We start from the raw sequence: 20,673 nt of genomic DNA on the forward strand, positions 1-20,673 counted from the left end.
AGACACCCAATAATTCGATGAAATGTTGGGTGAAATGTTGGGTGAAATGTTGGGTGAAATGTTGGGTTTCGTTCCTCAACCCAACCTACTTTATAAATCCTCTCTTGGCATACATTGTACTGAGCTTATCTACATCATGGCGAAACCAATTGTCAAGCCATTGAGAGTATTCTCGAATCGCATGAGTCTCGCTGAGATTATCTAACAATTGTGCAGTAATTAAATGCCCAGCCCACATACCAGACATGATGGCTTTCAACACCCCATGACTGGATGCAGGGTCGAGAACCGCAGCTGCATCCCCAACTATAAAGTAACCAAGCCCAGCAGGTTGGGAGACAATTCGCCAAGTCACATCGGCTGCCTGCATTTTCTCATGAATTTCGAGATTCTGAAATTCTTCTGGCAGCCAATCTTTTTTGACTTTCTCGCCAATGAGTGACAGACGCGTCCATTGGTAGAAGCCCGATCGCACTTTAGCCGTCCACGTCCAGCCATCAGAATCAGCGACGATCGCAGGAGTATCATCTCGTTTTGGACATTCACCTGTGGCATAACCGTAGTAAGCAATGAGGCGAGGAGAGTGTTGGTGAATTTGCAATCCTAATTGTCGAGCCAACCAATGATGATTGCCACCAGCATCAATGACTCTAGATGCTCTCAAAGTTCCTTGAGACGTTTGAACACCAACAACTCTACCCCCTTCCACAAGTACCTGAGAAGCGCGACAGGGTTGCAGAACAGTGACGCCTACAGCTTTTGCCCGATCGAGCAAAATACAATCAAAATCGGCTCTCCACGCTTGGAACCCCAACCATGCTCCCGATTCATCTTCACCAAAAGGGATAAACTGGCGTTCTGCATCCCACTGCACCCAGTTTCCACTGTGGCGTATAAAACCAGCCGCTAGGACTGCCTCAGCAGCGCCTAACTGCTTCAGGAGTGGTTCAATACCGGGATGTAGTGTTTCACCGGGATGCGATCGCGGAAATGGTTTTGCTTCAATCAGGGCAACCTGTAAGCCCTTTTGAGCGCACCAAATAGCGGCAGCAGAACCACCCGGTCCACTGCCCACTACAATGACATCAAAACTAGATACGTCTGCGAGACCAGTTACCATTGCCACGTTTTAACAAGATATTGATAGGTGTAACAAACAAAGTCACACTTTCCGTAATTTCAACGAGACGTTTGCGAAAATCGCTTGTATTTAAGACAGCGCCAGGTCGGTAAATCTCAAACCTATAGATAGTACCACTGAGTCTCGTTCCAGTTTGAGTTTGTGCCTGTGTCAATTCTGCATCAGTGGAAATCACTTGACGGAATGAAAACACGCTCCATTGACCCCTAGCTTGAGGGGTATTCAGCCTCAAGACACTGTAAACGTTTGCCATTGCCAAAACTCTGGCTTCATATTCACGTACATCCACCTGACCTGTAAGAGATATTGAGAACTTGTGCTGCAAAGTGTTCTCAACATAATCTGCATGGGCAAAATCAGGATATTCTATAAAGATTTTACCATCCCTTGTCACCTTACGCGGGCCAGTCACGCCATCCCAAGACTGGTTGCCAACTTGACCAATTTCTTCATCTGTCAGGGGGCTAACGGTAGGCCAATTGGGATTTGGTTGGAAAGTCCGAGCTGCATCGGGAGCCACTGCGGGCCAAAATGTACTGAGTGCAGCACAAAGTTTTGCATCTTCTGGGAAAGGGCTACCCAAGCCGTAAGATGCCAAGTGACTGACACCTTCAGCAGTTGTATCCGTACTGACATCCCAACCTGGAGCAAAGATACCAGCTGCCGAATCAGGTAAATACGCGTGCCGCATTGTTGGGGAACCAGTTAATGGCATTTGCCGCACCGACCCAGTCACTGGTGGTGAGATAATTGCAGTGACAGTTTTATCTTCTGGGATAAAGTCTGCATCTTCTAACTGAAGATTGGGTGCTAACCTGATATCAGATAAAGTATCTGGTGGAATTCGCCAGAGATTGTTTCTCAATCTAGAAGGGACTGACTGCTCAGTCCATTCTAAGAGTTCTCTTTGGTCGCAATTGGGGAAGAAATCTGGCGCTGTGACTAGAGAATAGGCAGGGATGCGGCGGGGAATTGCTACTGCCAATTCGGGACAGATAGCTTCAACCCATCCATCACCTGTAAAGTCTACATAGTGTTGAGCATCATACCCACCTTCTCGGACAAGGCGTTCCACATCTGGGCGATCGTTCAGGTTTTCAATTTGACCGTTTTCTAAGACTCTGTGACGGGCATGGACGTATTCAGGAGCGTGTCTTGCATCTCCATCAGCAGGAATTTCCAAGCTAGAGGAGAGAGTAGAACTATTTTCTGGAACTCTAAAAGTTAGTAGTTTACCTTGATATTTTGCGGCTTCAATCAGATTTGGGTGAACAACCGGAACTAAAAGCCCGTTGCCAAACTCTGATTTGGTTGATAGTTCAGCAATGCCTTCAGAAAAAATGAAGGGTGGATTGCTAATGTCTGGCTCACCCCATCCCGTACCTTTTAAGGATAGGTGAACTCGCCGAAGTTTTTGATTGACGTGACGGGAAAGCAAACTCACCTGCAAGTTCAAACCGCGAATGCACTCTGTACCGTCAAAGATCTTGTGGAGGGGAACCCAGAATAACCTGCTGTCATCTCCTGTTTGAAAACGCATGGGACCGAAAGTTTCTGGATTGCCACGACGTTGAACTGCAATATAGGCAGAATAACGAGCGGGTAAAACACGGAAACTTGCTGGATCGGACTCTACAAATGGTAAAAATCCACGCGCTTTGGCATCGTAGAGTGCTTCAGCCGTTCCTACTCTAGCAACACCCGTGCGTGAAAAGCACAGATCTGCGTGCTTGCGGTGAACTGTTTCTGCTCCAGGGCGATATTCTGAACCAAAGACAACGATCGCCAACGGTTGGTTTTGAGCGCGAACTCGTAAGTCTTGTAAGGAAGGAGGTTGTACGCCGTAAACAAAGTTTTCAATGATTTCGAGTTCGGCGAGAGTTGGGTATGCGTTGGGATTTGTATTTTGAGCACCTAGAACAACATTGGGTGAAGCGAAGGCATGAAATAGCAAACTGCGAGCTGGATTTCCTGCTTCTACTCCGCGTTTGCCTTCAAAAGCAAAATCTTCAAATCCTGGAATCTGACGCTTGATAGCTGGTAAGTCCTTAGTTAGCTCCTGCTTGAGGTTACTTGCCGTGATATCTAATCCATGTTGTAGCAGTAAATCCCGCCATCCTAGAAGAGCTAAGCGATCGCAAACCTGTTTGACTTCATCAATTAAGGACATGAACAATTAATTTCCTTGTATACAGTTACAACTTTATAAGCATTTTGTAATTGCACTTCTTGGGGATAGAGCAATTACGAATCACAAGCAGTACTCATTCCTTTGGTGTTTCTATAATTAGCTACAAGCGTAGGTGAGCGATGTTCACCTACACTGAAGGAAGCCATCTGCCTTGAAAATTTGGATACACGTAAGAAGCACTACAACTATGCACCAGATTAGCCTGTCATGCTAGTACAACTTTTTACTCAGTACGCATGATTTAGTACTTTTTTATTGAGCCTATAAAATTATTCAAGTCGTCTTGGCAGAATTACGTAAAACTCCACTAAATTTTTTAATTAAATGCGTGTCAACTTTCCAGCTTTTTACCCAAGAAATACATATAATCTATAAAAATACCGTACAATCTATCCTCTACTTTACGAGGTGATATATGGCAATTCTACAACTGGAAGATGGATCGCGACACACCGATTTAGATAAGATTACGCAAGAACTCGCACCTTTGGGTATTCAACTCAATCGCTGGGCAGTAGGAGAAGATGGACAGTTGCACCGACTCTTAGCACAAGATAGCCTGAGCGAAGAGGAAAAAGAACAAGTCTTAACATCCTTAGATGGGTACTTCAAGCAACTACAGCAAACAGCAGGTTATCAAACACGCGACTTAATCGTATTGCATCCTGGAATTCCAAACCTTGATACTATGCTGTCAAAGTTTGACAAGATACACACTCATGCAGAAGACGAAGTACGATACATTATTGATGGAGAAGGCATATTTGGTTTTGTACGACCAGATGGCAGCCAGGTAGAACTGACAGTGCAACCAGAAGAGTATATTAACGTACCAGTAGGAACCGAACATTGGTTTTATCTGACTCCAGCAAGGCGGATAAAAGCAGTGCGTTATTTTACTGGAACAGAAGGTTGGACACCTGAGTATACAGGCACAGAAATTCGTACTAATAAAGTAGCTGCTCGATAAATGACAAATGACAAATGACAAATGACAAATGACAAACAACTTGTTGAAATTATTGCCACTGCCCGTCATTTTTACCATCAAGGATGGATGGTAGGAACTGCAGGGAATTTGTCAGTGAAGTTACCTGATGGTAGTTTCTGGATTACAGCCAGTGGACGTTCTAAAGGAGAATTATGCAAGAGTGATTTTGTTCGCATCAGTCCAAAAGGTAAAGTGGAGCAAACCTATCCTGATGTGAAGCCTTCAGCTGAGACAGCAATTCATCAAGTTATCTATAAATTGTTTCCCGAAGCAACTAGTTGCTATCACGTCCACTCAGTTGAAGCCAATTTAGTTTCTCGCTTTGTACAAGGAGATAGTCTACCCCTTCCACCATTAGAAATGCTTAAAGGTTTGGGAGTTTGGGAAGAAAACCCCAAATGCTGCCTTCCCATATTTACCAACCACTTACAAGTTGCCCGGATTGCAAATGAAATTGAAGAACGGTTTACCAAAAAGCCTCCTGAAGTGCCAGCCTTGCTGATTCGAGATCATGGAATTACCGTTTGGGCAACTTCTCCCGAAACTGCCCGCAACTATATTGAATTAGTTGAATATATTTTTCGCTATCTAGTAGCAGCAAGGCATGCGGGAATTTAATGATTTGGTTATTGGACTCCTAACTCGTTCCCAGGCTCCGCCTGGGAATGCCTTACTTGAGGCTCCGCCTCCTAATTTATTCTGAGGATGATGGAAGGCGATACTGTCACTATCCGTGAAGAACAAACAAGACAGTTCGGGCTTTCCTTGGGAGACCGTTCCTGTCTTGCTTTAGCAATAGCGAGAAATATTGCCGTTATCACTGCCGATACTGCTTGGACAAGTTGAATATTACAACCCCTATCTGTTTTCTACTTGCTAAAAGCATCCTTGACGCTATCAACAGCACGTTCAACAACATTCTTTTCGGTTTCTAGTACTTTCTCAGTCCGATTTGCATCTTCCTCTGCTCTTTTCGCGATTCGAGCCGCATCTCTTTTAGCTTTGCGCTCAATAAAACTACCATTATTATCTGTTGCGTCCTCAACTTTTTCAGCATTTTTATTTGCTGTTTCTTTGAGACTTTCTTTCGCATCTCGGATGAAATTCTTGGTTCGTCCAGTATCTTCACTGACTTTTCCTTGAACTTTTGAGCCTAAGTCTGCTTCAGCTATCAAATTTGCAACAGGAGCTGCCATTGCTGTAGTCTTTGAGAAAGACGCACCTTGCCAAACGAAGGCGATCGCTGATACACAAAACAGAGCGGTAGCTAGAAAGCGTCCTACATTAGAAAGCCGTTTCATCAAATAATTGAATTTCATAGAATACAATTTGCACGTTTACTTAGTACTCTATTTCTACTTCATCTGACTTGGAAGCCATATCGTTCCCCAGGCAGAAGTTCTCAAGTCATAAGTCGTTAAATTAATTCACTCTTCGAGTAGATTGAACAAATATCATATAATCTGATCGGTTTAAGCTTGTATTCTTCTGCTATCTACACTTTGCTGTACATTAGGCATAGGAGCGAAAAAGAATGTAGAGACGCGCTGTTTGAAGTGTCTTTACGAGGGTTGTACGCAATCTCATAGAGGTTTATTTGCAGCAGTGTTTCAGTATCAAGCGAGGCAGAGCCTCGCAGTATGCATTCCCAGGCTCCGCCTGGGAACGAGAGGAACACTGTGGTTACTACCTTCAATCACTTCTATTTATCAATTTAACAAGAAAGAACATTTGCTTAGTTCAAAAGAGTTACTTACAGTAAATATGACAGAGATGAGTTGACGGTTCACATAACACGACAACAAATTAACGAGTGAGAAACTTATATTTATATTGAAGGACTAGCAACAATGAGTACGTTTATCAATGCTGTTCCCTCTGGGATCGCCGCATTTACCGCGACTAATCTTGACGATATCGTTATCCTGACACTACTTTTCTCCCAAGTCAATTCAGCATTTCGGCACCGCCATATTGTCGTAGGACAGTATCTGGGCTTCACAGTCTTGGTTGCTATCAGTCTGTTAGGATTTTTTGGGAGTTTTGTTCTGCCTAGTGTTTGGTTGGATGTTTCTGGCTTTATCCCCATTGCTGTTGGTCTAAATCGCTTGGTCAATCTAGAAGAGGAAGATACAGACGATGAATTAGAGATACCTTCGTCTAGATTCTCACCTATAGGTAGTTTTTTGTCTCCTCAAACCTATGGTGTCGCAGCTATCACTTTTGCTAATGGTGGTGATAACATCGGTATTTATATGCCATTATTTGCCAGCAGTAGTACAGTAAATTTGCTAATTACTATAAGTATATTCTTTATCCTTGTAGCAGTTTGGTGTTACATAGCCTATCAGCTAACTCATCAAAACGCGATCGCGAAAATACTCATGCGCTACGGGAATTTGCTTGTCCCATTCCTCTTGATTGGTTTGGGTGTATATATTGCATTAGATAGCTTAGTACTAGCGATATTATCAGTTGCTGTCATGTTCTTTGGTTGGATGTTTTTTAATATATCACGTCAGCGCGTCACTTCTGCATAACAAGAATTAGTCAATCCCTACATAATTAGGTGACTATAAAATTTTCTAATCTTCTAAAAAGCCACGCTCCGTTTTAATCAATTCTTTCTATAATTTGGAAAAAAATCGTGTGTGTTGCTATTAAGAGAGTTCAAATATAGTAGACTATCAATACTGCATAGGTTAAGCTTAAAAATCCGAAAATATGTAGGTTGGGTTGAGGAACGAAACCCAACATTTACAAGCATTTGTTAAGTTTCAATATCGTTCAACCCAACCTACAAAAATTCTCAGCCCTTGCAGTATTGAGTAGACTATACCTCCGAGGATAGTTAACAGTGACCAGTGACCAGAGCAGTAGAGTGGGCTTTAGCCCTACCTACGTAGATTTCAACAATTTAACAGGATTTCTATAACAGTCCAGTTAAATTCAAAGAGCAATAAAAAAAGCTCGGTGTTCTCATAATAAAGAGGAGAAAAATTGTGAAAAGCTTCAAAGCAATTTTGGTGTTTCTGCTACTATTGGTTAACTTAGTTGTTGCTCAGCCTTCTTTTGCAGATCCGATCGCGGAAAAGAGTCCTGAGTATCTTGGGATCAATCAACAACTCGATCAACTCCTGCAAATCAGAAACGATCCCTCTCAAGGTGGTTACACTGCAGAAGACTTACAAAAAAGAATTTCTGACTTGCAATTTCAGAAATATATCCAAGAGAGCACAGAAGATTGGGGTGTTTGCCGCAACGATACAGGAAAGACAATAGGTGTTTACGCTCATAAACCAAGCAAATCTGGCACCCCTACTAATACCCTCTTCTACTTGGGAGCCGGTCATAAGACAGATGATGACTGGGACTGCGATGGTATATACTTACCTAACGACGCGAAGGTAGCTGGTATTAACCTTCCGGCTCCTGCAGCCTCTGAAGTTGAACAAACAGCAGGACAACAGCCTTTCGTTCTCAAGATTGTCGATGGGACACAGTTGGTTGCTAGAACTAACCCTGTTACCGGTGAAGTTGAATTGAACGCTCCTATTGCTGGAGTCATTGCAGCTGGTGAGCCAAACTGGACAATTCCCAATCTCTCTCAAGCAGAAGTAAGCGCTCAAGTCCCCAACGCTCCTATTGACTAGAAAGCGCACTGCTTTGTCATCAAGTTTTCCCACCTAATATTGTTTCAACCTCCTCAATTGAGGGGGTTGTTTTATTTTTTAAGAGATGATTTATAAAGTAAACATTAAGACACTGTATGTTGGGTTTCGTTCCTCAACCCAACCTACGTATTTTCGTATTTTTAAGCAAAATCTACGCAGTATTGCCTTTAGCCTCTTTGACCCAAAGAAAACGCGCAAGAAAAGGTATCAAAAAATACAATAATAAGATAAAAAATATTACTAAAAGCAGAGTAACAGTCTTAAATTTAAATGAAAAAGTTAAAAAAATGTGAAAAATTCAGATAGAGTCGTATAAAGTCAACCCGATCCTTCTCTAACAGATGAATGTTGATGAGGCATTGGTTGTTCTAGATACATTTCTAGAAAACCGCTTAAGCAATCTACAGGAACTAGTTTTCCGCAAAGCCTGGGAAGGACAGACTTACCAGGAAATAGCGGACAGTGCTAGCTATGATGCGAACTATATTAAAGATGTTGGTTCCAAATTATGGAAGTTACTGTCTCAATCTCTAGATGAAGAGGTAACTAAAAGTAATTTTCGTTCGGTCATTAGAAGGCGAGCAGAAAATACTGCTCTTCAGAAGAAATTGCAAAATGCCCAAGCGGTTCTGTTGCATTACCAACAGCTAGCAGATAAAGAATATCTGGAACTGCAGTCTGGCGATCGCGAAAACCAGGAACCTTCTATCGGTTATACGAGCCAAGAAGAGCAAAAACCTTCACTCTCCGTTCCCTATAGCTTAGAGATTCCCAGTGGTCCTGTACCGCTTAATTCCTTCTTTTACATCGAGCGTCCTCCCATTGAAGAACGAGCTTGTGCCGAGATTGCTAAACCCGGAAGCTTAATCCGGATTAAAGCACCCAAGCAGACGGGTAAAACCTCCCTGATGCAGAGAATTTTGACTCATGCCAGACAGACAATAGGCTTACACACTGTGTCCATCGGTTTTCAACTGGCTGACAGTCACGTTTTCACCAGTTTGGATAAATTCTTGCGGTGGTTTTGTGCCAACGCCAGTCGCCAGTTGCAGATAGAACCACGCCTAGATGATTACTGGGATGAAGACATTGGCAGCAAAGTCAGCTGTACGTTGTATTTCCAAGAGTATCTCTTGCGGAAAATCGACTCTCCAGTGGTATGCGCTTTGGATGAAGTCAACCGAATTTTTGAGTATCCAGAAATCTCTGGTGACTTTTTGCCACTCCTGCGCTCTTGGTATGAGGATGCTGCAGAATTGGACGTTTGGCAAAAACTGCGATTGCTTGTGGTTCATGCCACAGAAGCTTATATCCCTTTGGATATCAATCAATCTCCTTTTAACGTCGGACTGGCAATTAAGCTACCAGAATTTACTTTGGCACAGGTGCAAGATTTAGCCATCCGTCATGGGTTGGATTGGGCAAAAGGTGAGGTAGGGGCGCAAACACTGGTTCCTCTTGTGGCTATGATTGGTGGTCATCCTTATTTAGTACGTCTTGCTCTTTACCATTTGGCACGTCAAGAGGTGACCCTAGAAGAACTCCTGCAGGAAGCACCCACAATTGGCGGTATTTATAGCAATTACCTGCGGCATCATCTCGCCAATTTCCAGGAGCATCCCGAACTAGCAACGGCATTTAAACGTGTTTTGACCGCAACTGAAGACGTGCAATTGGAAGCAATTACTGCTTACAAATTAGAAAGCATGGGTTTGGTAAAGCTGGAAGGAAATCATGCAGTGCCTAGCTGTGAGTTGTATCGGCTTTATTTCTGCGAGCAATTGAACTAGTTGATATGAAATCTTACGAATATCAAATTGGTGGCAGTCTCAAAATGGATGCTCCTAGTTATGTGGAGCGACAAGCTGATTTTGAACTATACGACGCCTTAATGAGGGGTGAATTTTGTTATGTGTTTAGTTCCCGGCAAATGGGCAAATCTAGCTTGCGTTTGAGAACAAGATACCGATTGCAAGAAGCTGGCTATTGCTGTGCTTCTGTTGATATGACTAGGATCGGAAATGGAAATATTACTCCTGCTCAATGGTATAAGGGTATAGTTGTAGATTTGTTGCGGGGATTTGATCTGTTTGGCTCGGTTAATATAAAAACTTGGTGGAATGAGCGAGAGGATTTACCTCCCTTACAGCGATTAAGTCAGTTTGTTGAAGATATTTTATTAGTTAAATTAAAAAGTGAAAAAATATTTATTTTTATTGATGAAATTGATAACGTTCTTAGCTTAAATTTTCCAGTTGCTGATTTTTTTGCGTTGATTCGTGCTTGCTACAATCAACGGGCAGAAAATCCAGAATACAAACGTCTAACTTGGGCTTTGTTTGGTGTAGCCACTCCCTCGGATTTGATTTCTGACCGGACTTGTACGCCATTTAATATTGGGACATCTATCGATTTACAAGGTTTTCGTTTATCAGAAGTTGAGCCACTAGCAGCAGGGTTAGAGGGTAAAGTTGCTAACCCCATGGCAGTGCTTAAAGAAATTTTAAGTTGGACTGATGGGCAACCATTTCTCACACAAAAGCTGTGCCATATCGTAGAACACGAAAGAATGAGCGGTAGCATGGCTTTACATCAGGAAACGGGGTATTCGGAAACAGAAGAACGATATAAGTTGGATTATCACTTGCCAATTGTGAATTACCATCTCATCAGCATATATTACCAGTTTCCCTCAATTGTTTTGGAGAAGCTCGTACAAACACATATTATTAATGATTGGGAAGCCCATGATGAACCGGAGCATTTAAAGACAATTCGCGATCGCCTCCTCTGTAACGAGCAACGTGCTGGTAGTTTGTTAGCACTTTATCAAAGAATATTACAAGGAGTTGACGTACCAATAGATGACTCACCAGAACAAATAGAACTCTTACTATCTGGGCTAGTTGTAAAGCAACAGGGAAAACTCAAAATTAAAAACCGTATTTATCAAGAAATTTTTAATCAAGCTTGGATAGAAAAACAATTAGCAAAACTGCGTCCTTATTCCCAATCTTTAAATGCTTGGCTTGCATCATCACGTCAAGATTCTTCCAGGTTGTTGCGAGGACAAGCCCTGTTAGAAGCACAAGCTTGGTCTGTTGGCAAAAGTTTGAGCGAGTTGGACTATCAATTTTTAGCAGCAAGTCAAGAACTCGATCGCAGAGAAGTGGAAACAAGGTTGGCTGCAGAATGCACCAGAGAAATCAAAGCCAGATTGGCTCAGGAGCAAAAACTTGCCCAACTTCAAAGAATATCTCTAGGTACCCTTACTTTAGGATTTGTCATTGCTTTGGGGTTAGGAGTTGCAACCTTCTTCCAATATCGCAACGTATTGCAAAACGAATTAAAAGCCATTGCTACATCTTCCAAAGCTTTGTACGCTTCAGATAAAAAATTAGATGCTTTGATGGAAGGAATTAGGGCTGGGCAAAAACTGCAAAGTTTTGGAAGTGCAGATACACAAACCCAAACACAAGTTGAATCTGTATTGAGACAAGCTATTTATGAAGTGAAAGAATATAACCGCTTGTCAGGACATAGTGCGGGGGCAAATTCAGTTGCTATTAGTGCAGATGGGCAGATATTTGCTTCAGCCAGTGCAGATAAAACCGTCAAACTTTGGCAACCAGATGGCACTCTCATTCAGACTTTATCAGGACACACTGCAGGAGTTAACACAGTTGCTATTGGGACTTACAATCAAGATAAAAAAAAGATTTTCATTGCTTCAGGTGGTGAAGACAGGACAGTTAAGCTTTGGCATCTTGATGGCACCTTACTAAAAACCCTAAAAGGACATAGCGATGCAGTAGAGTCAATTGCTATTAGTCCTGATGGTAGTGCGATCGCTTCCGCAAGTGACGACAAGACAGTTAAATTATGGACGGCAAATGGAACTTTGCTACGCACAATCAAAGGGCATAGTGATGAAGTTGAGGCAGTTGCCATCAGCCCCGATGGGAAAATGCTTGCTACAGCCAGTGACGATAAAACAGTCAAACTCTGGAAAATGGACGGTACTTTAGTAGGTACACTCAAAGGGCATAGCGATGAAGTCGAAGGAGTTTATTTCAGCCCCAATGGAAAGATAATTGCCTCGGTGAGTGCAGATAGAACTATCAAGCTGTGGAATTTAGACGGTACTTTGAAAGCAACTCTCATCGGACATAGCAATCAAGTTGAAGGAATTGCTATTAGTTCTGATGGTAATGTGATTGCTTCGGCAAGTCGAGACAAAACAATCAAAGTGTGGAGACCAGATGGCACGTTATTAACAACTCTTCGCGGTCATGATGCAGGAGTCAAAGAAGTTGCAATCAACCCCATCAGCAAGACAATCGCCTCAGCAAGTCGGGACAATACTGTGAGGTTCTGGAGGCAAAACAGTTCCTTATTAAACACTCTCTCCGGTCATAGCGATGCCGTTCATGGGGTGGCTTTTATACCTAACGAAAAGATGATTGTTTCGGCAAGTCGGGACAACACAGTCAAAATCTGGAATCCAGATGGGACATTACACCTCAGCCTCATTGGTCATCAGGCGGGGGTCAATGGTGTTGCGATCGCCCCGGATGGTAAAACCATCGCATCCGCTAGTTCGGACAATACTATTAAAATCTGGAATCGAAAGGGTCAGTTGCTTAAGACTCTTGTCGGGCATAAAGATGTGGTCAAGGCGATTGCGATCGCTCCTGACGGTAAAACCATTGTGTCAGGCAGTGATGATAAAACGGTTAAACTTTGGCAGCTTAAGGGTACGCTTAAGTTTGAAACCAGAGCTTTTGCAACACGGGTTGGGCATAATTCAGGCGTCAATGGAGTTACTGTCAGCAATGACGGTCAAATCATTGCTTCAGCAAGTGATGACAACACCGTAAGATTATGGAGACGGGATGGGACTTTAGTAAGAATTCTTTCAGGGCATAGCAATCAGGTGAATGCAGTTGCCATAAGTCCCGATGGCAATTTGGTTATTTCTGCAAGCGACGACAAGACCGTCAAACTCTGGAAAAGGGATGGTACGCTGTTGAAGACTTTGACTGGACATGGTGCGGGGGTTTATACAGTTGCGATCGCACCTAATGGTAAAATGATAGCCTCAGCCAGTTCAGATAACACTATCAAACTTTGGCTTCTTGACGGTCAATTGTTGACAACTCTTTCCGGGCATAGCGATACGGTCAAAGAAGTTGCATTTAACTCCAATGGTAAAGTTTTAGCATCGGTCAGTGATGATAAAACTGTTATCTTATGGGATTTAGACCGGGTTTTAGCTTCAGATAAGCTCTTTATTCATGCCTGTAACTGGGTACAGGATTATTTAACAACAAATCCCGATTTAAGTGAAAGCGATCGCAATCTTTGCACTTATCGCAAATAGTAGCAGTCCAAATCATGATACAATTGTATCAAAAAATGTTTATATTGCTCTCAGCATACCCCCAGTGCCAATACTTGTCGGTTAAGCCGAAAAATACGAAATCACGTAGGTTGGGTTGAGGAACGAAACCCAACATTTACAGACATTTATTGAGTTTCCCCAAGGGAAAAGCCCTACAATTTCCTTATCCCTTGCAGTATTGCCCCCAGTGCTTACAGTTTAGTTTTACAAGAAAACATCCGGGATAAAGCGATCGCCCGAATAGTGAAAGATGGCGATCGCGCAAATTAAAGAAATCTTTGCCAAATGGGAGTGATTGAGCATGGTAACTGCAAAATTACAAACTACTTGTCATGTTCTCTTACTGGGAGCCACACTCAGTTTGAGCGTTTTTTCTTGTAATAATAATTCTAATTCTGACAAATCGTTGCCAAGCGAATCTTCTACGAAGAACGGAATCTTAACACTTTGGTGGGACAAAGGTTTTACGCTAGAAGAAGATGAGGCAATACAGCAAGTCGTAAAGCAGTGGCAACAAGAAACCGGTCACAAAACCGAGCTTTCTCTTTTTAGTGCTGATGAGCTATCAAAAAAGACTCAAAGGGCAATTCGAGCAGGCAATCCACCAGATATTGTTATGAGTAACAATGCAGATCGGATTCTCAATCCAAGTCTTGCTCGAGAAGGTAAACTAGCAGATGTTTCTGAAGTCATTGAATCTGTCAAACCTTTTTACTCCGACACTGTATTGGCAAGTGCTTATTTTTATAACAATCTCACAAAGAAGCAAAGCTATTACGCTGTTCCCCTTCACCAGAGCATTCCTTATATTTTTTACTGGCGAGATTTGCTCCAGGAAGCGGATAAGAGTGAAAAAGATATTCCCAAAGATTGGAATGGTTTTTGGGATTTTTGGAAACAAATACAAGATACTTTGCAAACTAAGAAAAATAAAAAAATTTATGGGCTTGGGTTACCTATATCGGTAGGGGCTGGAGATACTTTTGAAGTCTTTGAGCAGATTTTGGAAGCTTATGATGTAGAAATTGTAGATTCTCAAGGTCGATTGCGTACAAGCGATCCAAAAGTCCGTCAGGGAATCATTAATTGCATAGCTTGGTATACCCAATTTTATGACCAAGGTTATGTACCTCCAGATGCAGTAAATTGGTTTAACCCAGATAACAATCGCAGCTTATTTAACCGTCATGTGGTCATGACTGCTAACAATTCTCTTTCAATTCCTGCGGCTGTGCGCCGAAATTCTGATGTTTACTTTAACAACTTGGGTACTATTGGATATCCCAATAAACCTAACGGCAAGCCCATGCGTTATGTTTCTCTTATCACCCAAGCAATTATCCTAACCGATTCAAAAAATCAGAAATTAGCTAAGGATTTTTTGATATATTTCATCAGCCCTAAAATCATGGGAAATTATCTGAAAGTTGCAGGCGGGCGTTTTTTTCCAGTACACGAGCTTGTTTGGAAAGACCCTTTCTGGACAGATAAGAAAGATCCTCACATCTCGGAGGGTGCTAAACCACTCATTATGAAACAAACTCGTCTATTATATATCGCTCAAAATTCTTCTTATAGTAAAGTATTGATGAAAAATGTTTGGGGTCAAGCTTTGCGTCGAGTCGTCATAGATCGTGTTTCTCCAGAGGAAGCAGCTGATAAGGCAATTCAACAGATAAATGAAATTTTTGCTGAATAGCAAGACAATATAGCCTTTCTCAGTCTCATGAGGTACACCCTCCTTTCATCCCCCCTTTGTAAGGGGGGACAGAGGGGGGTAATTTTTGTACCTCACCAGGTTGAAATTTGCTGTAATTATTTTCTTTTACTTAAAAAACAAATTTACTTTTTTGTTTGACTTTATGTATTGAAGCTGCGCCAAAAACTGCAAAAGCTAGCAAACTTAATATAGAGTCAGGTTCAGGTACGCTAACTAATCTGATGGTTCTTGCTGTAATCTGGATCGTTGCGCCATTGGTTATAGGGAGTGGATTGGAGAGGTTAACACCTAATAAGGCACCGTCATTAGTTGTCAGGTTACCACCAGGACTATTCAAAAGCAACAAATCCTTCGTTACAACCGTGATATTTCCACCAAGATTAAGGGAACCACCGCTACTATCATCGCTTGTTAGCACTCCTGAGGGGTCAATAGAGATAGAGGCACCGTCGCGTACTACTAACTCGTGTTGCGCTCTAATTGAGCTCTAAGGCACTACTAGAAAACAGAAAGATTTTTGTATTTCCTCCGCAAGTTAACTCTTGCAACTCCCAAAATTTTTTAAACTTCAGTTATAGCAGCAACACCCACCTTAAGTATGCCCAAGCAAGAGCCATCAGCATCTTTGTTTAGCTTAGAGCCTGCAATTGACCGCCGCCCTCTGAAAGTGACTCCCAATACGTCACTCATAGAAACAATTACAATTATGGGCAAAGCTCGTAGCAGTTGCATCCTACCCAGTTTGAATTTGCTATTAGATACTGCATTTCTAACCGAAGCTAGAGGCAGTGGCGTACTAGTAATACAAGATGCACAAATATTCGGAGTATTTACTGATGCCGATGCACTGCAAGTTATTGCCTCCGGCAGGAATTTAGCAGAAATGAAAGTTGCTGAATTGATGAGGCAGCCAGTATTTACCCTATCACAATCTGACACAGTAGATATTTTTACCGCTCTGTCATTACTACGCCAACATCAGATACGCCACCTACCAATTATCGATGCTGGGGGACAGCTCTTAGGCATGGTCACCCTTGAAAGTATTCGCCAAGCGCTGCAACTAGATGAATTACTGAGATCGCGGCAGTTGGCAGAGGTTATTTCTACTCCGATAGTTCAGACATCGGTAACGACTTCAGTACTTGGTATAGCTCAGTTGATGGTAGAACATCAGGTTAATAGCGTGGTGCTAACAGCAGGAGGTACTAAAGCAGACATTGAGCCAGTGGGGCTTGTAATGGATCGGGATATCATTCAGCTTCAAGCTCTGCAAGTAAATTTATCGCAGACGCAAGCTCAGACTATAATGCAAACACCATTATTGAATTGCGAGCCAACAGAATCAATACTAGCTGCCTACTGGAAAATGCAACAACGACGAGTACAGCAATTTATTGTATCTGATGAATGTGGCAAAATATTAGGTATTGTCACGCCAACTAACTTTTTGAAAACACTTGATGTTGCACTTATGCGGAGATCTGTAGAGCAACTACAGCGTTCCATTGAACAGTTTGAAAATAAAAAAACCGAACTGTTACAAAGTAGTGACGCTAATATAAAACTCGAAGTGCAACAGACTCCAGCAGAACTCATGGAACAACTTCAGTGCAATCGCCTCCTAACCGCGATGGCACTCCGCATTCGCAAATCACTTAATTGGGATGAAATACTTAACACCACAGTTGCCGAAGTGCGGCAGTTTCTTCAGACGGAGAGAGTCATTATTTATCGTTTCAACTTAGACTTAAGTGGAACAGTTGTGGTTGAATCCGTAGCTTCCGGTTGGCAACCTGCCTTGAATAGCACTATCCAAGACACCTGCTTTGGAAAAAATTATGCCCAATCTTACAAAGAAGGGCGCACTCTAGTGGCAGAAGATATCTACACAGCTGGTTTTACTCAATGTCACATCGATATTTTAGCTTTGTATAACATTAGAGCTAGCCTCATAGTTCCTATTCTCCAGAAAGAACATTTGTGGGGGCTATTGTGTGCCTACCACTGTTCCGAACCTAGGTATTGGCGGCAGTTTGAAGTTGATTTGCTTCAACAGTTAGCAACCCATGTCGCTATTGCCATTCAGCAATCTGAACTATATCAGCAAGTTCAATCCGAACTGACTGAGCGTAGACGGGCAGAGGAGCAGTTATTAGTATCACTCAAAGAAAAAGAAATTCTTCTCAAAGAAGTCCATCATCGAGTCAAAAATAATCTTCAAACTATTTCCAGTTTGTTAAGGTTGCAGTCTGACTATATTAAAGATGAAAAAGCACTAGCATCTTTTAAAGATAGTCAGAATCGCATCCGTTCAATGGCACTTATCCATGAAAAACTGTATCAATCCAAAGACTTATTTAGAATAGATTTTGCTGAATATATTCGCGAACTAGCAACCAATTTACTTCGTTCATATTCTGCCAGAGCGCAGACAGTTACCTTGAAAATAGATGCTCAAGATATTTGGTTAAACATTGATACGGCGATTCCCTGTGGATTAATTATCAACGAACTCGTTTTAAATTCTCTCAAACATGCTTTTAGACCAAAAAACAAAAAACCTCAAATCTCTATTGCAATTCACTCAATTAATTCTGGTAAATTTAGACTAACTATCAGTGATAACGGTGTTGGTTTGCCTAAAGATATTGACTTCAAAGATACAGAATCTTTAGGGCTACAATTAGTATGTACTTTTACAGAACAACTAGAAGGAACGATAGACCTTGATAACAGCCAAGGCACTCAATTTATAATTGAATTCGCTGAATTACAGTAGACAGTAGAGGAGAAGAGAAATGGCTAATGCAAAGATTTTAATTGTTGAAGATGAAAGGATTGTCGCCAAGGATATAGCTAAACGATTGCAAAATTTAGGATATGTTGTAGTGGCAGCCGTTTCGTCTGGAGAAGAAGCTATTGAAAAGGCAGCAGAAACTCGGCCAGATTTAGTGTTAATGGATATCAGATTAAAAGGCAAAATTGATGGGATAAAAGCATCCGAACATATCCGGACTGAATTCAATATTCCTGTGATTTTTTTAACTGCTTATGCAGATGAAAAAACTTTACAACGAGCAAAAGTCACAGAGCCTTTTGGTTACATCATCAAACCTTTTGATGAAAGAGAATTATACGCTGCCATTGAAGTTGCTTTGCGCCGCCGGATGGCAGAAGAAGCAGTGCATGTGGCTTTGACAAAAGAAAAAGAACTGAGTGAACTCAAATCTCGGTTTTGGTCGATGGTTGTCCATGAATTTCGTAGACCAATGACTAGTATTTTAGCTTCTGCTCAATTACTTGAACATCACAGTCATGAATTACTTGAGGTCAAAAAACGAGAATACTTATATCTTATTCAAGAATCTGTTAGAACAATGGAAAATTTGTTGAATGATGTTTTGGCAGTCGGGAAAGCAGAAGGAGGTCAATTAGATTTTTCGCCTGCACCATTAGATTTGGACAAATTCTGCCAAGGTCTGGTGGAAGAGATGCAATTTAGCGCAGATCAAACCCATCACATTATTTTCATAAACCACGACCAATGTACCACTGCTGACTTGGATAAAAAACTGTTATGGCATATTCTTAGTAATCTGCTTTCAAATGCTATCAAATATTCATCTCAAGGTAGTAATGTTTATCTAGAACTATTTTGTCCGGACAGAGAGATAATTTTTCAGGTAAAAGACACAGGTATTGGCATTCCAACAGCAGAGCAACAGTATGTGTTTAAGCCTTTTCATAGAGGTGAAAATGTTGGCAAAATTCCTGGAACGGGTCTAGGGCTAACGCTTGTCAAAAAATGTTTGGACTTACATGGTGGAGAAATTATTGTGCAGAGCGAAGTCGGAGTGGGAACTACATTTACTGTCAAATTTCCCTTCAGGAATCCAGCAATAAGTAAGTAGATTGGTCACTGGTCATTGGTCATTTGTCATTTGTCATTTGTCATTTGTCATTTGTCACCGATCGCTGGTAACATTTGTGCAAATTCTCGACGAAATACTAAATCGCTGTATTCTTGCCACTCTTTTTTAAGACTTGGGGATAACTGTTGTAATGTCGCCTGTTGGACGCGAACCATGAAGGGACGACGAAAATGTTCGTATTTTTCAAAGGCTTGAGTTATGGCTTGCGTGTTATCCCAACCCTTCTCTGTTGCAACGTTAGCAATTAAAGTTGCAATGACTAACGCATCTTCAAGCCCTTGATTTGCTCCTTGTGCTATGAAGGGAGGCATTCCATGGGCTGCATCACCAACCAAGACCACTCGTCCCGAACTCCAAGGTGGTTGAATTTTGATAAGATTGTCTTGTGTATCGATAGAAGCAGCGCTGGGAAGTTGTAAGGAATCCGTAATACTAGCATGGTGGACGTAGTACGGGCGTTGTCGCATATTGTCAGGAGTAGATATGCTTACGAGCTGTTTGAGAACATCGGGGTAGCCAGCGTTCTCCAGTGCAGGTAAGGCTATGTCAATTAAAGATTTGCCAGATTTTCCTTGTAATATATCTAGAGGCAAAGCAATATGTATGAGGTATCCAGTTGGACCGTTAGGTCTCTGAAACATAATCATCCTTGGCACTTCCCTACGGAAATCTTCTCCAGAAATTTCATCATTACGGATTGTGACAAGAGGTGACCCTTGGAAAAAACTTTCTTCTAGCGCTGACTTTAGATTGTCTGGAATGTCAATAATTTGACTACAGGCAATTGCTGCAAACCCAGAATATTTTGGTTTTGCAAAAGCAGAGTATGGACTATCTTTGTAAAGAATTTGGCGAACCGTAGAATTGATTCCATCGGCGGCAATGATGAGTTTTGCTCGGAAAGATTTTGTTTCAAATTGTTGTGTTTCTCCATTTTGAGGCTGGTTCTCTTCCGGTTTCTGTTCTTCAGACCAGTGTGCATAAGGATTGGCTTCTATCCTTGTATCGGAGACACAATCTACCCGAATATACCCAGTCTCCGATTCATCCTCTATATTGATACATCGATGATTGGGGCGAACTCGGTCTTCGGGAAGTAATTGTCTGAGGGTTGTTTGCAAATTATACCAACTAATTGATGTTCGACCCTCTCCATACTCTTTAAACCAATCATCATAACTCAGAGAAAACGATGAGATTCGCTCTCCGCGCAAATTCTTTTGTACCCATTCGCGTGTAGCTTTTGCAGGCTGTGTTCCTGGAGTTGTCTTGACAGTCTCCTCGTTAGGTGGCTTGGGATTCAAAAATCGATTACCAACTTCTTTGATTTGTTCGTAAGCTACAGAATCTAAATATTTCAGAGCTTTTAATCCATTGGGGAGAAGATCCACCGTTTGACCGACTTGACGAAAAGCGCGAGTTTGATCGACAACTAACAGATTTTCAACTCCTCGCTTGCGTAAGCCGATGGCAGTTGCCAATCCAACAGGTCCAGCACCAATGACAACAACGTCGAGCTTCTCCATAAAAGGAATCCCGTTATGCATTTCAATTTTTATATCTTAACTGCTGTTATAGCAATTTTCAGGGCATTGCTCATAGTGCTAGGATCGGAGT

At 41.9% G+C, this 20,673-nt stretch carries 15 protein-coding genes; 10 read left to right on the forward strand and 5 right to left on the reverse strand.

What is annotated here, in order from left to right; translation table 11 throughout:
* Positions 1 to 85: 85 nt before the first annotated feature.
* A complete protein-coding gene (locus tag F7734_RS13555; RefSeq protein WP_155745221.1) occupies positions 86 to 1,120 on the reverse strand; it encodes an NAD(P)/FAD-dependent oxidoreductase in 1,035 nt (344 codons plus the stop codon).
* Positions 1,092 to 3,311: a hypothetical protein gene (locus F7734_RS13560; protein WP_155745222.1), complete on the reverse strand. Its 2,220-nt coding sequence runs from the start codon at positions 3,309 to 3,311 to the stop codon at positions 1,092 to 1,094. Before F7734_RS13560 ends, F7734_RS13555 begins: the two co-directional genes overlap by 29 nt.
* Before the next feature lie 436 nt (positions 3,312 to 3,747).
* Here F7734_RS13560 and F7734_RS13565 point away from each other — a divergent pair, with 436 nt between their 5' ends.
* The 3 genes from F7734_RS13565 to F7734_RS13575 all read left to right on the forward strand — a co-directional run bounded on the left by F7734_RS13565 (position 3,748) and on the right by F7734_RS13575 (position 5,169).
* Positions 3,748 to 4,302 carry an acireductone dioxygenase gene (locus F7734_RS13565; protein ID WP_155745223.1) on the forward strand — a complete coding sequence of 185 codons (555 nt, stop codon included), beginning with the start codon at positions 3,748 to 3,750 and terminating at the stop codon, positions 4,300 to 4,302.
* Between the two features lie 21 nt (positions 4,303 to 4,323).
* Positions 4,324 to 4,941, forward strand: a complete 618-nt coding sequence (gene mtnB, locus F7734_RS13570) for a methylthioribulose 1-phosphate dehydratase (RefSeq protein ID WP_155745224.1) — start codon at positions 4,324 to 4,326, stop codon at positions 4,939 to 4,941.
* An 87-nt stretch (positions 4,942 to 5,028) separates the two neighbouring features.
* Complete coding sequence (locus F7734_RS13575; RefSeq protein ID WP_155745225.1) at positions 5,029 to 5,169, forward strand: hypothetical protein; 141 nt, start codon at positions 5,029 to 5,031, stop codon at positions 5,167 to 5,169.
* 23 nt (positions 5,170 to 5,192) lie between these two features.
* Here the strand turns inward: F7734_RS13575 and F7734_RS13580 are convergent, their stop codons facing one another.
* Positions 5,193 to 5,642, reverse strand: coding sequence for a hypothetical protein (locus F7734_RS13580; protein WP_155745226.1), 450 nt, complete (start codon positions 5,640 to 5,642; stop codon positions 5,193 to 5,195).
* 531 nt (positions 5,643 to 6,173) lie between these two features.
* Here F7734_RS13580 and F7734_RS13585 point away from each other — a divergent pair.
* The 5 genes from F7734_RS13585 to F7734_RS13605 all read left to right on the forward strand — a co-directional run bounded on the left by F7734_RS13585 (position 6,174) and on the right by F7734_RS13605 (position 15,100).
* The gene (locus tag F7734_RS13585; RefSeq protein ID WP_155745227.1) at positions 6,174 to 6,863 is read left to right on the forward strand and encodes a cadmium resistance transporter; all 690 of its coding nucleotides are present in this window, start codon (positions 6,174 to 6,176) and stop codon (positions 6,861 to 6,863) included.
* Between the two features lie 462 nt (positions 6,864 to 7,325).
* Positions 7,326 to 7,976, forward strand: a complete 651-nt coding sequence (locus tag F7734_RS13590) for a hypothetical protein (RefSeq protein WP_166481888.1) — start codon at positions 7,326 to 7,328, stop codon at positions 7,974 to 7,976.
* 362 nt (positions 7,977 to 8,338) lie between these two features.
* Positions 8,339 to 9,787 carry an AAA-like domain-containing protein gene (locus F7734_RS13595; protein ID WP_155745228.1) on the forward strand — a complete coding sequence of 483 codons (1,449 nt, stop codon included), beginning with the start codon at positions 8,339 to 8,341 and terminating at the stop codon, positions 9,785 to 9,787.
* A 5-nt stretch (positions 9,788 to 9,792) separates the two neighbouring features.
* Positions 9,793 to 13,380, forward strand: a complete 3,588-nt coding sequence (locus F7734_RS13600; RefSeq protein ID WP_155745229.1) for an AAA-like domain-containing protein — start codon at positions 9,793 to 9,795, stop codon at positions 13,378 to 13,380.
* Between the two features lie 322 nt (positions 13,381 to 13,702).
* Positions 13,703 to 15,100 carry an ABC transporter substrate-binding protein gene (locus tag F7734_RS13605; RefSeq protein WP_155745230.1) on the forward strand — a complete coding sequence of 466 codons (1,398 nt, stop codon included), beginning with the start codon at positions 13,703 to 13,705 and terminating at the stop codon, positions 15,098 to 15,100.
* Between the two features lie 130 nt (positions 15,101 to 15,230).
* On the opposite strand, the gene F7734_RS13610 is transcribed toward F7734_RS13605, so the two are convergent.
* Positions 15,231 to 15,539, reverse strand: a complete 309-nt coding sequence (locus F7734_RS13610; RefSeq protein WP_155745231.1) for a hypothetical protein — start codon at positions 15,537 to 15,539, stop codon at positions 15,231 to 15,233.
* Positions 15,540 to 15,719: 180 nt separating this feature from the next.
* Between F7734_RS13610 and F7734_RS13615 the strand changes: the two genes are divergently transcribed.
* Both F7734_RS13615 and F7734_RS13620 read left to right on the forward strand, forming a co-directional pair.
* Entirely contained in the window at positions 15,720 to 17,903 is a 2,184-nt protein-coding gene (locus tag F7734_RS13615) for a histidine kinase dimerization/phosphoacceptor domain -containing protein (RefSeq protein WP_155745232.1), read from the forward strand.
* A gap of 19 nt (positions 17,904 to 17,922) precedes the next feature.
* A complete protein-coding gene (locus F7734_RS13620; RefSeq protein ID WP_155745233.1) occupies positions 17,923 to 19,035 on the forward strand; it encodes an ATP-binding protein in 1,113 nt (370 codons plus the stop codon).
* 47 nt (positions 19,036 to 19,082) lie between these two features.
* Here the strand turns inward: F7734_RS13620 and F7734_RS13625 are convergent, their stop codons facing one another.
* A complete protein-coding gene (locus F7734_RS13625; protein ID WP_243146864.1) occupies positions 19,083 to 20,582 on the reverse strand; it encodes an NAD(P)/FAD-dependent oxidoreductase in 1,500 nt (499 codons plus the stop codon).
* Positions 20,583 to 20,673 lie beyond the last annotated feature (91 nt).

The organism is Scytonema sp. UIC 10036, assembly GCF_009725235.1.